This is a genomic window from Methylonatrum kenyense (assembly GCF_023195885.1).
GTDB classification, from domain to species: domain Bacteria; phylum Pseudomonadota; class Gammaproteobacteria; order Nitrococcales; family Aquisalimonadaceae; genus Methylonatrum; species Methylonatrum kenyense.
In genome coordinates this window covers 115,130-129,277 of the sequence record NZ_JALPKO010000009.1, presented here as the reverse complement: position 1 = coordinate 129,277, position 14,148 = coordinate 115,130, and the positions used below count along the sequence as shown (strand labels likewise).

Below are 14,148 nucleotides of genomic sequence, written 5' to 3'. Positions count from 1 at the left end.
ACCAGTGCGGCTCATGGTAGCTAGTCATCAACCGCAAGACACAAGGGTGCATTAAGCAAAGCGAATGCACGCGGTGTCGTCCGCTATCGGATTACACCGATCTCGTATCCTGCCGGTGTTGATACCGTCCCCGATTGCCTTGGTTGTTGCTGAATGGCCGTGCTGCACTGGGGTGCTTGACACCGCGCGGATCCGCTACGCTTGATCCGCCCTACAACAGCAGCGACGTTGGCATGCCTGCCAAGGCCAAACCTTCCAAACACCTTCCTTGTCCGAAAACCTTGGTTGTCCCAAATCCCCTCACTTTCCGTCACAATCGCGCCCATGATGAACGGCTTCCTGATCCTCGCCGGAATCCTGCTACTGACCGCAGGCGGTGAGGCTGTGGTGAAAGGCGCGCTGGCCGCAGCGCGGCGAGCCGGCGTATCGCCACTGCTGGCCGGCATTGTCATCGTCGGTATCGGCACCTCCTCGCCGGAACTGGTGGTTTCGGTCAATGCCGCGCTGACCGGCCAGCCGGATATCGCAGTCGGCAACGTGGTCGGCAGCAACATCAGCAATGTCATGCTGATTCTCGGTCTCAGCGCCCTGGTTCTGCCCCTGCTAACCACGCGCGCCGCATTGATGCGCGACGGCATGGCGATGATCGCCGGCAGCTGCCTGATGGTTGCGCTGATGGCGGGGGGTTACCTGGGCCGACTGGATGCCCTGCTGCTGCTGCTGGCCCTGGCCGCCTACCTGGTCTGGGCGTATCGCACCGAGCGGGTAATGCCGGAAGCCGAACAGGCGTCCGCAGTCTCCGCCAGTCCGGCATTTCCCGGCGGCATCCCGGGCATTATCATTGCCCTGCTCGGCGGCCTGGGCTTGCTGATCGCCGGATCGCGCCTGCTGCTCGAAGGGGCGGTCGCAGTGGCCCTCGGGTTCGGTGTATCCGAGGCGGTCATCGGCCTGACCCTGGTTGCAGTCGGCACATCGCTGCCGGAACTGGCTGTGTGCCTGCTGGCCGTGATCCGACGGCAGGCCGACGTTGCGGTCGGGAATATCCTTGGCAGCAACATTTTCAACGTGCTCGGCATACTCGGCGTTGCCGCCTTCCTGCAACCGCTGGAGATGGCGCGGCGGATCGTCATCTTCGATCAATGGGTGATGCTGGGCTCCTCTGCCCTGCTTCTGCTGATCCTGTTCTCCGGGCTACGCATCAATCGACTGGAAGCAGCTGTACTGCTGGCCGGCTACATCGCATACATAGCCGTGACCTTCGCAGGACCGTTCTAGGGAAACATCCGGCGACACGCCACCACGAAGCGTGCCCCTCTCGTAGGGTGCATTAAGCGAAGCGAATGCACGCGGTGTCAGGCATCACGGCGGGCAAGGCCTTACAGTAGAACTGAGGCGATGGAGTGCCGAGTCACATCGGGAAGAACGCCCTGCCTGGCCACTCTTTCACGGATCTACCGCTGACGCCGAAAGTTTGCCGTCTGTTGCATTCAGGAATAAACTAAGTCTACTGAACTAAGTCGCGGAGGTATCATGGAAACCGTCAACATGCACAAGGCCAAGACCGAGTTGTCCCGGTTGGTTGAGCGTGCCTCCAAGGGCGAGCCTTTCGTGATTGCACGCGCGGGTCACCCCCTGGTAAGGGTCGTCGCGATCGACGCACCTGCGAGCAGCGCGAAACAACGAATCGGTTTTCTGAAAGGCGAGTTTCGCGTGCCTGATGATTTCGATTCCATGGATCACGAAGCGATTCAGGAGCTTTTCGAAGGCCAGCCGTGAACCTGCTTCTCGACACCCACCTACTCCTATGGGTCGCGATCGATTCTGATCGACTCACCCCGGATACGCGCGCACTGATATCGAATGAGAACCATCGCCTGTGGTTCAGTGCTGCAAGCATCTGGGAGATAGGCATAAAGGCAGGCCTGGGACGAAAGGATTTCGTGGTCGACCCGCATGTGCTGAAGCGCGGGCTCGTCGAAAACGATTATGCAGAGTTACAAATTTCGGCAGCGCATGCCCTGGCGGCGGCACAATTGCCCGCCATCCATCGAGACCCGTTTGACCGCATGCTGGTCGCACAGGCCACGTATGAGGGCTTCGTACTGCTTACAGCGGACAGGATCGTGACCCAGTATCCGGGGCCGATTCGTCCTGCCTAGTTACGCGTCACTGGCCGCGGCCTTTCCTGGTCCGAACACCGTCGTTGTCCGAAAACCTTCCTTGTCCCGCCAACGGATCACACTGCGCGGATCCGCTGCGCTTGATCCGCCCTACGCCGGGCGGGAGCCTCCGCGGGATTTTGTTGAGTGTTCCCTCCAGCGCAGCGAATGCACGCAGTGTCAGGCGCCCGATGCAGACATAATGCCATCCATTGGAAAGTGTCACGGAGGCTGTTGCTCATATATTTTTCAAGCTGCCCTCGGTGGGGCCGCAGTCTTGCAATGGCCAGGAGACGTCCGCCTACTCACTCGGCGTCAATCATCTCGATGCCCTCCGGCATTCGGGATTGACCCCAGGTTTCAGGGCACACGCCATGACGAATCGCACGGTGGAGGCTGCTGTATGGCCACTCGGCCGGGTTGTCGACGAGGCCGTGGCGTACCGGATTGTAGTGAATGTAGTCAACATGCCGGCGAAGGTCATTGTAGTCGCGTATACGGTGTTCCCAGAAGCGACGTTGCCAGAGCGCACGCCCCCTTTTCACCGACGGGGTCTTGCCGGTCTCCTCAACCGGCCGGAAACGGGATTTGATCAGACGCCACCGTGTCGAGAAGTCGCTGTCACCGTCCGGTAGGGTCCAGATGGCATGAATGTGATCAGGCAACACGACCATGGCATCGATCACGAACGGTCGCGAGGCAGCGACCATTCGAACCGCCTCCCGGAGCCGTTGTACGTTGTCCGGCGTTTCGAAAAGGGCTCGCCGGTTATGAGTCACAACCGTGAAGAACCACGTGCCACCCGAAAGGCGCGATCTTCGATAACGCGACATCTCCGCCTCCTTGCGAACATTGCCATCGAAATCCATTTCGATGTTGGTGGTTTGTCGAGCGGGGTCACACCGCGTGCATTCGCTTCGCTTAATGCACCCTACGATTATTCTCCTCGCGCTCCAGACGAGAAAAAACTTCAACGTGAAAACCAAAATAAAAAACACAAAAAAGATAGAACCAAATAAATTTCGAAACTCGCGGCTCAACTATTTCATAGAAGACCGGGTCAACCCTCTCAACCCCAGAATCCTCCAGAATAGAAGCAATCTGATTCGGCCTTACTTTGTAATAATAATAATGCTGAAAAACCCCTAAAAATATTAAAAAACAGAAAAATATTACCGAGACCCGCCTCATGAGTTTTATTTTTCTCATCGACACCCCCTCCCCAGAAAACTGGATTCATTTATTATTTGCTGAAGATCATCCAGCGATCGCTGCAGCTCCCGGAATGCCTCATCCCTGTCTAAATTTCTAAACTCAGTGTACGGAAGAGAAACATCTGAATATGAGGTCATCAACAACCCTACCCCGACCATAGAGATTCCAAGTAGAAAACCTGGGGCGTATCCCCTTCTAGCGCTTCCGACAGCCATCATTCCACCTGTCACGCCAACTACGGTACCTGTTGGACCAACCCAATTCGGTGTTAGCCCCAAAGGATCGACGAGTCGCAGAGGGTCATTTCGAACATACCGATAAAAATTAGCGTCACCGGCGAGGAGGCCGATGGGGTCGGGGCTGATGAAGCGGTTGAGGTCGGGGGCGTAGTAGCGGGCTCGGTAGTAGTAGAGTCCGGTGCCATCGTTTTCCCGGCCTGTGAATTGGAGGGGATTCGTGCTGTCGGCGCCGAAGGACTCGGTTTCGCCGTAGGCACTGTAATTGTAGCGGCGCACGATCTGGCCTTGTTCGTCGCTCAGTGCCATGACACTGCCCAGGGCGTCGCGAAGCAGGACTTCGTCGGCGCCGGCGTACCGGGCCAGCACCTCGTCAATGCCGAGACCGAGGTGATAGTGGGCCTGGATGCTGCGTTCTTCGCCGAGCTCTGCGATGACCTGTGGGCCGTCATGGATGTACCGGGTCACTGTCCCGTTGATGTCCCGCCTGATACGGCGACCGAGGTAGTCGTAGGCAAATCGAGCGCGGTAGTCCGGGCCGTCGATTTCAACGAGCTGGTTGCGCGCGTCCCAACTGAAGGTCACCACACCGTCATCCGTCTCCCTGCGAATGAGGTTGCCGTTCGCGTCATAATCGAGCGCGTGGCCATTGAGGGACATCAGGCGATTGGCCTCGTCGTATTCGGCCTCGAACGCTGTGTCGAGCAACGGATGGCCGGCTTCGTGATCGATCCGGACAGGGGCGCCGCTTGCATCGTAGTCGTAATCGATGCGGTCCAGCTCCCTGCCATTTTCGTCCAGGTAGCGAATGGCGCGCAGCTGACCGGCCGCGTCGTGGGCATGTGTCTGCCGGAGGCCATTCGGCAAGCGGATTTCCGTGAGCCGTCCGGCAAGGTCTTGCTGGAAACTGACAGTACGGCCATCGTGCTCGACCTGCCGCACCCGGCCGGCCGCGTCGTAGCTGTACTGCGTCTTCAGCACGCCATTGACCTGCCGTGTGAGGAGCTGTCCGGCAGCGTCGTAGGCGTACTCGATGGAGCCGTGGTCGTTGGTCTCCCTGATCAGGCGGTCCGCCTGGTCATAGGCGTATCGATGCTCACCGGCTTCGCTGTCGACAACCCGGACCAGGCGATCGGCCTGATCAAAGGTGAAATGCACTGTGCGGCCATCGGCATACTCGATCATGACCGGCCGGTTGGCGAGGTCGTAGTCGATCCTTGTCTGCTTTCCGCGGGCATCCGTGGCGCTGATCAGGTTTCCCTCCAGATCGTGCTCGTCGCTGTACGCACCGCCGAGAGCATCCACCCTGCGAACGAGCCGTCCCCGCAGATCGAAGGTGTTGCTCTCGACCAGATTCCCTGCCGGATCGCGGACCCGGGCGATGCGGCCGGTTTCCGTGTAGCTGATTCCGGTCGTGTGGCCGCTGCCATCCGCCACCTGAATCAGTCGGTCCATGGCATCGTAGTCGTAGCGCGTGGTGCGGCCGGCGGCGTCGGTGCGGCTCAGCAATCGACCGGCACGGTCATGCTCCAGTAACAGACTCCGACCTGTCGGGTCGGTGATCTGCCGGATGTTGCCATAGGCATCATAGGCGAGATGCGTCGCATCGCCTGCCGCATTGATCACGCCGACCAGACGCCCTTCGCTATCGCGCTGCAACGTGGTGGCCTCGCCGGCCGGGTTGATCAGCCGTTGCAGTGCGCCCGAGGAGTGGTATTCCAGCTGCGTCTGGCGACCCAATGGATCAGTGACGGTTATGGGCCTGTGGAATCGGGGGTGATATTGCATAAGCGAAGTCCCACCGGAGGGATCCGTGACGGAGGTGACGTTGCCGCGTTGGTCATGGCTGAATCGGGTGATGCGGCCCAGCGGATCGGTCAGCGTCCGTAGCAAGCCAGTCCGTGAGTCCCGGTCGAATTCGGTGACGCGGCCCAGCGCATCCAGCTTCCGGATCGGATAGCCATCGCTGGAAAACTGATACTCGCTGACCGCATTGTTCGGATGGGTCATGCGGGTTGTGCCGACGCTGTCCCGCCACTCCGGCGTGTAGTCGAAGGCGTATACCGCGCCGTCCGCCAGGGTTTGCGACTGGATACGGCCGAGCACGCGCTGCGGCGACCAGTTGCCAGCCGCACCCGGCGGGGCCTCCGATGCCGGCGGTGGCACCAGGTAGTCGAATTCGGTGACCGCGCCGTCCGGATCGACGCGACGCACGATCTGCTGGCGCTCGTCCACCGCCGCCCATTCGTACCGCGTCGTCCCGCCGCCGAAGTCCTGTACACGCACCAGACGGTCCTCGTCATAGGAGAACGCCTGATGGCGACCCATCGGACAACGAATCTCGGTCACCTGGTCACCGGTATAGGCGAGTTGGTATTGGCGTCCCTGGTGATCACTGATGCGTGTCACCCGCGCCGATTCGTCCGGATCACGCGTGATGCGCAGCCTTTGCTGCCCCTGCGCGTCGTCGACACCCAATAGCAAGCCGTCCATCTGCCCGCCGACCCCGAAGCGCAAGCGCTGCGTACCTCGATGCAGTATCGCCGCCTCGCCGGTGACTTCCAGTTCCATGCGGAAACCGCCGCTGCGGCCGGCCTGCTGCCTGTAGCGCCCGTCGTCCTGTCGCACCAGGTTGTAACGCACGCCATCCGGTGAGGTTACCGTGGCCTGTGCGACGCCCCGCTCCAGCCGCCATTCGAAATCGGAATAGGTGCCGCGACCGAAGGGCCCGTCCCGGTCCGACAGCGAGCTGTAGCGCACGCGCACGCCCAGGGCCGGATCACCGCCGACCCGCAGGTCGTGGTCGGCCAGCACCGAACCGCTGCCGGAGGCCAGGTCCACCGGGTTGCCGGCACGCGGCCCCGGGCAATCATCGCCGTCGCCGCCGGGCGCGATCTCCGGCGGGTCATCGGGTGTGGCAAACGAGGCGCCACAGCAGAAACGCGGAATACCGACACCCGGGTCCGAAACGATGCGCTGACCATCGGCACTCACGGTCGCGGAGCCCATGACCCGCCACTGGTTCGATTCCGGATCGGGTTCCGGCAGTTCATCGTAGTACCACATGGTGGCCGTCTCGCCCGGCTGCAGGCCGAGGTCGTTCTGCATGGTTACCGGAATCGGCTCGCTGGGCTCGGCGCCGCCGGGGCGGAAGAAATAGTACAGGTAGACGCTGTTGGTGGTGACCCCCTCGGGAAGCGGCCGAATCGGCAAACGATCGGGGTGTACCTGACGCACGTTGATGCGATCGATCGGCTCGCCGTCCCAGCCGATCATGGTCGCGCCCTGCGGAATGTTCAGCGCATACCCCGGGATCGCGGGATCGGTCACGGTGGCGGCCTCGCCGGACCGAATCCGGGTGAACACCTCGGCCTGAACCGGCGCGAGATGTGCGGTCAACACCTGGCTGGTCTGTCCACTGGCTACCGTGACCGGCAAGGGAATCCGCGATGGATAGTGTTCCGACTCGGTATTCAGCAAATCGCCATCGATCAGCACGACCTGCTCGCCCCGGACCTCCGGATCGAGGAACAGATAGTGGCCACTGGCATCGGAATAGCTTGTGGCATCGCCGAGACTGACCCGGACACCCGCAAGCCCGACACCCGAATCCGCATGCACCACGCGGCCCAGCACGGCGGTCCGGGACGGGTCGAGGACCTGCAGTTGCAGCGTGATCTGCGCACGAATCAGGCCTTCCTCAGATTCCCCCTCGGCAAGCAGGCGAATCGTGTAATCGCCCGCGGCCGTCTCGCCGTGCAATTGCAGATGGACATCACGGTTTCGCGACAACTGTCGCGGATGCAGCGATGCACCGAGGTCGTCCGGCAGGCCGGAAAGCCGTAGTGCGACGGGCAGGTCGTAGTCATCGAGGCCCAGGCTTTCCAGCGACAGCACGATGCTGGCCGAGCCGGACTGCGGCAACACCAGACGCTGCTCGCTGGCTGCGATCCGGAACGCCTGCCGCTGCAGCAGGGAATAGGCGACCGGGCTCTCGGCAGTGCCGGCATCAGTTGTAACCTGAACCACACCACCCGCGGTCTGCAGCGGCACGATCACCTCAAGTTCATTGGCGGAGGCCGCCGCGACCACGGCGGCGACACCGCCGATCCTGACCTGATTACCGGCCGGGTTGTCACTGAACCGCGCGCCACGTATTCGCAATAGCGAGCCGGCAGGCCCAGCCGATGGGGAGATGCCATCCACCCTCGGAGCCAGCCCCTCGACGATCAGGCTGAGCACATTCGACAGCGCCTCCAGCGGACCGGGGTTGCCGATTCGGACGGCCTGCGTGCCGATCACATCCAGCTCGTCCACCGGCAGTTCCAGGGACAGGCGCGCATGGTCCTGCCAGCCCGGCATGAACTCCTGTTCGCCGATTGTCAGTTGCGCGCCATCGAAGAATGGTCCGCCGTCCATCTCAAGCCTGATGGCACCATCCGCCTGCGACACGCGGTCCGGCCGAATCTCATCGAAAGCGGGCGCCGGGGCCGGCAGGCGCGTGTGACGGAGCACTCCCTCTGCATCGATCTGCCAGAGGGCGTTGTGTCGAAGGTTGAGAGCAGCCATTCCCTCAGCGGCCTTCGCGGTTTCCAGCACGTCGACACGCCCCTCCGCCAGATCCAGCAGGCGAACCGGCGCGGACGCCTCAGGCACCAGCACTGCGGTGCCGGTGAACGGCTGAAACAGGATTTGCCCGATCACGGCCCCCGTATCCCATTGGTCCACCTCGCCGAGATCACTCAGGGTCAGCAACTGCAGTCGGTGACCAACGCCCAGCAGCAGGCGGTCCTCCTCGGCAACGGCCGCAAGCGCGGTGACACGCTCCCGGAACGCGAGGTCCTGTACCGGTTTTCCACTGCTCAGGCTGAAATGCCGCAGGATGCTGCCGTCGGAACCAGGAGGCGACAACACGACCAGCAACATGTCGAACTCGGGCACCAGACGGTAATGCGTGAAGGGCATGTCGATGGCAAGGTGCTGCTGCAGGCCCGCGCCGCGGGCATACACCCTGAGTCCGGATTCGCTCCGCAAGCCAAGGTAGGGCCCGGTCGCCTCCAGTGACGCATAGGCCGCCTGGTGATCGGCGGATCCGGCATGATCCGAGCGCCGCAGGCCCTGGTCATCGAGCCGCTTCAGCTGTCCACCCTGGTCCAGGACAAGGAAGCCGTCGGCGTCCTCGTCGGCTATGGCGTCGGCGACACCCGCGTCCACGGCATGCCGGGCAACAACCTCACCGCGATGACCCAGCACCGTCACGCTTTTTTCGCCGACCTGCCACAACAGACCCTGGTGGGTCACCGGGTCAACCAGTAAATGGTCCGCATCGAACACGACGACATCATCTGCCGGGGCTTCGGCCTCGCCGTCTCCCGAACCACCGCCCAGGCAGCCGCTGAGCAGGATCGCCCCGACCAGCAACGACAAGCAGTGTCGGATGCCGGCGAGGCCGCAGACCGCCCGTCCCTGGCGTTCCATGGCAGCCTCCTAACTCCGTGGCATCAGCGGCACATGGGCTGGCACGGGGACCTCGCGTCCCGCGGTGGTGATCAATGTCAGTCGCGCCCCCTGCTCGGGCCCGGTCCGGAGCCGTACTCGCGCCACCGGTTCGCCGCCGGTCAGGGCGCTGAAGTCTTCCTGGTCCTCCTCGACGATCGTGTAGGTGGTCTCGGCAAGCAATGTGCTGGGGCCGTCCGGAAGCGTGATACTGACCTCGGCCGAGGCTGCTTCGGTATCCCCGGTGAGGGCCGGGCTGACCACGGTCACCGGCTCACCACTGGCCGGGGTAACGGTCAGACTGACGGTATTGCCGACCGGTACCCCCCGGGTGGCCACCACCACGGTGACCGTGTCATCCGCATCCTCCGGCAGCACGATGTCGGCACGGCCTGTCGGCAAGGGCGGCGCCTGAATGCCGGCAACGCTCTCGATCCGCAGCCCTGGCAGGCCGGGGACAAACACCACCGATGGTTCGCCGAAGGAGAAATCCGGCGCCGTCGCTGCGGTACGCTCGAAGACATTGGCCTCAAGCCGAATCCGGCCATCGCCGCCGTTGCCAGAACGAGTCGGATTGGTGGTGCCCGAGTCCACAGAACTGCCGGGTATGCCGCCGGTGGCCTGCAACGTGCCGTTGCCGGTGATGCGGTCAGCCACGATCCGGATGGCGCCACCGCTGCCACCGCCTCCGGCGCCGCCAATGCCGGAACCCGCCACATCGCCGGAACTGCCACCGACCGCAAGCACGGCACCGGTGATGCTCGCGGTACCGCTGGCGGCAATCAGAATCGCGCCGCCGCCACCGCCGCCACCTGATCCGTGAAACGCGGGCCCGCCGACGCCGCCACCACCGCCGGAACCACCAATCAGCGGCAGCAACACCTCGGACCCATAGGTTTCGCCGGGTGTCACGCCAACACCGCTGCTGCCGGTCGTCCCGAAACTGCCACCGGCACCACTGCGCTTGCGGCCACTGGAGTGGACACCGCCTCCGCCGCCTCCCGGACCAATGCCGGCACCGCCGGGACGGTCGCTGCGATTCGCGGCCGGTTCGCCACCAAGACCACCGTCGAATCCGCCCGGCCCCGCGAAGCCGGGCAAGCCGTCGTCGCCGACGTTGCCGTCCCCTGCGGCGCCCACCGGCGGTGACCAACTGCCGCTCAGGTCAATGGTCCCGGCGATCTCCACATCGCCGCTGGCGAGCATGGTCACGGGCCGGGTGCCGTCGAAGCGGACCGTGACGCCTTCCGGGATGACCACGTTGGTGAAGTGGAAAATGCCGTCCTCCGGCAATTCGAGTTCGGTATCCACGCTGGGGGTGAATGCGCCGTCCGCGCCAGTGCTGCCGCTGTCGAAACCGGTCTCGGAGTGAACCTCTCCGCCGCCCAGCAGCAGCGCGAATCCGGCGGTCAATAGATACATCTGTCGCGTCGTCATGGCAGGCCCTCCCTGGCCGGCTTTTCCTAGTCGGGAACCTCGTCGTAGACCGTGAACGTGTTAGCGGGCGAGGCGTCGGCACTCGACCGGTCACCAGGGACCAGGACTTGTATCGTCCGCTGGCCCGGTGGCGCCTCCGGATCGATGGCGTAGCTCACGCTCAGCTCGGTGCCGTCCGCCTTGCTGCTCCAGAACGCGCCGAGGCTCAGACCCGGCTCGCCGATGGCCCGAACCCCGGCGACCATCTGCAGTCCCTCACCACGGATCAGCAATGTCCCGGCGTCACCGCCGCCGCCGAGTATCGGACTGACCGAATCGATTCGCGGTGTGCCCGGACCGATCAGGATCCGGTCCGCCAGCAGCTCCGCCGGAACGGTGACACCGTCTCCGATTTTCAGCAGCAGTCGACGCATCCCGGCCGCGGCACTCGCCTCCACCGTCACTTCCATATCCAGGGCCTTGCCATCTGCATGGGCGGAAAGGCCCTCAACGATGATGCCGTCCGCCGGCACGACACTGATTGACGAAACGCGATCCAGTGACTGCCCGGTCGCGGTCACGGTGGCGGTGCGATCGGGCGCAAGCCCGTCCGGCGCAACCTCCGACAGAACAGGCGCCTTGCTCACACCCACCGCGTTGGCGAGCGGACCCGATGATGGCCGCGCGGGAAACTCCCCGTCGCCAGGAGCCGATTGCACACCGAGCGGAAGACCCCGGTAGGTGACGGCGACAGCCGCATCGTCATCAGCAGACCGGGCCACCCGGTAGATGCCGAGCAGGGCGTCGTTCAGCGCCAGCCGCGGCTGCTCATCGTGTTCGGTGATATACACGGTGTTGCTGGCGGCCGAGGCCGGTTCGGCGCTGCCGGCCAGGGTCTCGACCTGCAATCGGCGTGGTCCCGGGTCGGCATCCGCGGAAACCGCCAGGCGGAATCGCAGAACCCGCCCATCCTCGGCAACGCGGCCTGCCTCGGCGGTCACACCGCCGTCTGGCTGCAGCGTGATTGCCCGGGCATCCTGCAGCCGCTCGCCGCGCACCGTGACCTCGCTGGCAGTCCCGCGCGGCAGATGCAACGGCGAGACCGAATCGATACGCGCGCCGGCCGGCGTGATGCGCAGGACATCAGCGCCGGGGCTCGCTGGCGGTAGAACCTTGCCGTGGCCATCGGCAATCCGCAGACGGCGCACGCCGAGCCTGGCGTCGTCCTCCAGCCTGACATGCAGTTCGGCAGAGGAGCCGTCGGCGGCGATATTGCCAATTTCCAGCTCGAGGACACCCTGATCCGAATCCAGATAGGGGGAATGGCCGGCGTGAAAACCCCGCCCCGCGAGCGTCAGCCGCTGCTCCCGGCCGGGGACGATGACGTCCGGATCAACGGCCAGCAGGTGCGATCCGGCGACAACGCCAATGCTGCGACCCGCAAGCCCCCGCGCGAACGGGCTGTCCGCGCCTGGGTCACCGTCGCCGGCGGACTGGATACCGAGCGCCGGTGCGCTCAGCGTGTCCACGGCGGGCCCCAGCTCGGTGACCAGATGCAACGTATTGCCGGGGGAGGCCGCGCCATCTGTCTCGGCAGCGGGTGTCCGCACGCGGAGTTGACGGGGGCCGGCCGCGGCATCAGGGGCGACCGAGACCAGCACCTGTACCCGCTTCCCGGATTCGGTGACCGTAGGCGCACCGAGTTCGATCCCCGCCGGCGGATTCGCGGTCACGGCGAGGGCGTCGTCCAGGTACTCGCCCCGCAGCGTCAACAGGGCGCCGCTGGCGCCGAGACGGAGGCGGTTGGGGCTCACCGAATGAAGCAGCGGATGGCCGTGGGCCACCAAAAGGCGGTCGGCGCCCGGCCGCAGCGCCGGGGCCACGCCGTGTTCGTCGGCAATCCGCAGTCGCCGCAGACCGGGGGTGGCAGCGCTTTCGACGCGAATCCTCAGCTCCAGGGTGTCCGGCTGCGAACGGCGGCTATCGACGATCTCAAGACCGTCCCCGGGTTGCACGGACTGCCCGGTGATCTCGCCCATGCCCTGCATCGCTATCTGCACGGTCTGCTCGCCGGCGTCACGGTTCAGCACTGAGGGCGTGACCGAGAGCAAGCCACGGCCTGAGGCAACCCCCAGCCCATGGTGCAGGGTAATTGTCAGGCTCCGGGGCTCACGCTCCTCCACGGGCCACGCCAGCCCCAACGGTGGCGCCAGCAGCGTGTTCACGCCGACCGCGGACTCGGTAACCAGTAACGGCACAGACACGGCACCCAGGCCCTCGGCCTTCAGAGTGAGCACGGTACTGCCCGGCACCTTACCCCGGACCACCCCGAAGGCGCGCGTCTCCCCGGGCTGGAAGCTGAGCAGGGCGGCCGACTCAAGGTCGGCAATATCGGCGGCGGGAATCGACAGAACCACGTCATGGCGCCGCGTGTCGGCATGGGACAGGACCATCTCGAAACCGCGGGCACCACCGTCAGGCGCCACTGCCAGCGGGCTGGGCCGGACGATCAGAGCCGGGCGGGCCGGATCGACGGTCAGCGGCAGCAGGACTTCGCCGCCGGCCGACCGCAGGCGTATCACCGTTTCTCCCGGAGCTCCATCACAATCCGCCAGGATCCGGAACCGCAGTGCGCCGTCCTGATGGCGAACATCCGTGAACCTCAGGCCGTCATCCACGGCAACCGGACGGGCGCCTTCGAGTCCGTCACCAATAAGCGTGACCTCGGTAGCCTGGCCGCAGCGCAGCCGATCCACGGTCTGCTCGGAGACCTCCGGCGCGGTTGCGCCGGGCTCCTGCAGAACGGCGATGATGTTGCCCGCCGGATCATGCCGGAAGAGAAGGCCCGGACCGTGTTCCGGCACCACACGAAGCAGTTGACCCGCCGCATCATGGTCCAGTTGCAGCGGACCGGCGGAAACAGCCGCCACCCCCGTGAGCAGGGCGGTCGCGCAGAAAAGCAGCAGGATTGAAGACAGACGCTGCATCCATGCCTCATTGGCCTTGGCCGCGGCGTTCCGTGCCGCGCCCCGAGAAAATTACCTGGAATCGTCCTGAAGTCGCGCCCGTGTCGACCAGAACGCGGCACGTGCCAGGTCCCGATCAACGCCGTAGCCATGGGCGTAAAGGCCGGCCAGTGCCTGCTGCGCCCTGGCGTCACCCTGCTCTGCCGCCCGTTGAAACCAGTAATAGGCCTGGGCATGACTGCGAACGCCCCCCTGACCATCACGGTGCAACCGGGCGAGGTGCCGCTGGGCCCTGGCCTGACCGGCCTCTGCCAGCGGCAGCAAAAGCCCACGAGCCTCGGCGTATGTCGCCTGGTCCAGCGCATGCTGGACCGCGGACCACGAGCTGTCAGGGGTGGATTCCGGGGGTGGCGACCGTTCAGGTGCGAGCAGCCGGTCGATGCCAGGCAGGCCGGCGCTGACCAACAGACCGAGGCCGAAACCGGCTGTCAGCAGCGCCAGCATGCGCGCTGTCCCGCGCGAGCAGCGGGGCGAGCGGGAGTCGCCGCGTGGGGTGACAAACATAATAGGACCATCCCTGGTGATCACACCGAACAGTGCCCGGCGATGTGCGCATCCTTGCGCTGGCTCTTTCCGTGAGCCTGCGACCAACTATAGGAG

8 protein-coding genes are annotated in these 14,148 nt (G+C 64.5%); 3 read left to right on the top strand and 5 right to left on the bottom strand.

Going from position 1 to position 14,148, the window contains the following annotated elements:
• Window positions 1-324 precede the first annotated feature (324 nt).
• The 3 genes from M0534_RS11460 to M0534_RS11450 all read left to right on the top strand — a co-directional run bounded on the left by M0534_RS11460 (window position 325) and on the right by M0534_RS11450 (window position 2,159).
• Window positions 325-1,275, top strand: a complete 951-nt coding sequence (locus M0534_RS11460; protein ID WP_248568566.1) for a calcium/sodium antiporter — start codon at window positions 325-327, stop codon at window positions 1,273-1,275.
• A 255-nt stretch (window positions 1,276-1,530) separates the two neighbouring features.
• Window positions 1,531-1,776 (top strand): type II toxin-antitoxin system Phd/YefM family antitoxin, encoded by a 246-nt coding sequence (locus M0534_RS11455; RefSeq protein WP_248568565.1) that lies wholly within the window; start codon window positions 1,531-1,533, stop codon window positions 1,774-1,776.
• Window positions 1,773-2,159 carry a type II toxin-antitoxin system VapC family toxin gene (locus tag M0534_RS11450; protein WP_248568564.1) on the top strand — a complete coding sequence of 129 codons (387 nt, stop codon included), beginning with the start codon at window positions 1,773-1,775 and terminating at the stop codon, window positions 2,157-2,159. Before M0534_RS11455 ends, M0534_RS11450 begins: the two co-directional genes overlap by 4 nt.
• 305 nt (window positions 2,160-2,464) lie before the next feature.
• On the opposite strand, the gene M0534_RS11445 is transcribed toward M0534_RS11450, so the two are convergent.
• The 5 genes from M0534_RS11445 to M0534_RS11420 all read right to left on the bottom strand — a co-directional run bounded on the left by M0534_RS11445 (window position 2,465) and on the right by M0534_RS11420 (window position 13,992).
• A complete protein-coding gene (locus M0534_RS11445; RefSeq protein ID WP_248568573.1) occupies window positions 2,465-2,992 on the bottom strand; it encodes an REP-associated tyrosine transposase in 528 nt (175 codons plus the stop codon).
• A 372-nt stretch (window positions 2,993-3,364) separates the two neighbouring features.
• On the bottom strand, window positions 3,365-9,088 hold the full coding sequence (locus tag M0534_RS11440; protein ID WP_248568563.1) for an RHS repeat-associated core domain-containing protein: 5,724 nt from the start codon (window positions 9,086-9,088) through the stop codon (window positions 3,365-3,367).
• A gap of 9 nt (window positions 9,089-9,097) precedes the next feature.
• A complete protein-coding gene (locus M0534_RS13735; RefSeq protein WP_282571408.1) occupies window positions 9,098-10,543 on the bottom strand; it encodes a hypothetical protein in 1,446 nt (481 codons plus the stop codon).
• 26 nt (window positions 10,544-10,569) lie between these two features.
• Window positions 10,570-13,509, bottom strand: a complete 2,940-nt coding sequence (locus M0534_RS11425; RefSeq protein WP_248568561.1) for a hypothetical protein — start codon at window positions 13,507-13,509, stop codon at window positions 10,570-10,572.
• Between the two features lie 51 nt (window positions 13,510-13,560).
• A complete protein-coding gene (locus M0534_RS11420; RefSeq protein ID WP_248568560.1) occupies window positions 13,561-13,992 on the bottom strand; it encodes a tetratricopeptide repeat protein in 432 nt (143 codons plus the stop codon).
• Between the last annotated feature and the right edge of the window lie 156 nt (window positions 13,993-14,148).

Excerpts from the sequence above, each read along its gene's own strand:
- M0534_RS11420 (WP_248568560.1), bottom strand. The coding sequence starts at position 13,992 with ATGCTGGCGCTGCTGACAGCCGGTTTCGGCCTCGGTCTGTTGGTCAGC.
- M0534_RS11445 (WP_248568573.1), bottom strand. The coding sequence starts at position 2,992 with ATGTCGCGTTATCGAAGATCGCGCCTTTCGGGTGGCACGTGGTTCTTC.
- M0534_RS11460 (WP_248568566.1), top strand. The coding sequence starts at position 325 with ATGATGAACGGCTTCCTGATCCTCGCCGGAATCCTGCTACTGACCGCA.
- M0534_RS11440 (WP_248568563.1), bottom strand. The coding sequence starts at position 9,088 with ATGGAACGCCAGGGACGGGCGGTCTGCGGCCTCGCCGGCATCCGACAC.
- M0534_RS11455 (WP_248568565.1), top strand. The coding sequence starts at position 1,531 with ATGGAAACCGTCAACATGCACAAGGCCAAGACCGAGTTGTCCCGGTTG.
- M0534_RS13735 (WP_282571408.1), bottom strand. The coding sequence starts at position 10,543 with ATGACGACGCGACAGATGTATCTATTGACCGCCGGATTCGCGCTGCTG.
- M0534_RS11425 (WP_248568561.1), bottom strand. The coding sequence starts at position 13,509 with ATGCAGCGTCTGTCTTCAATCCTGCTGCTTTTCTGCGCGACCGCCCTG.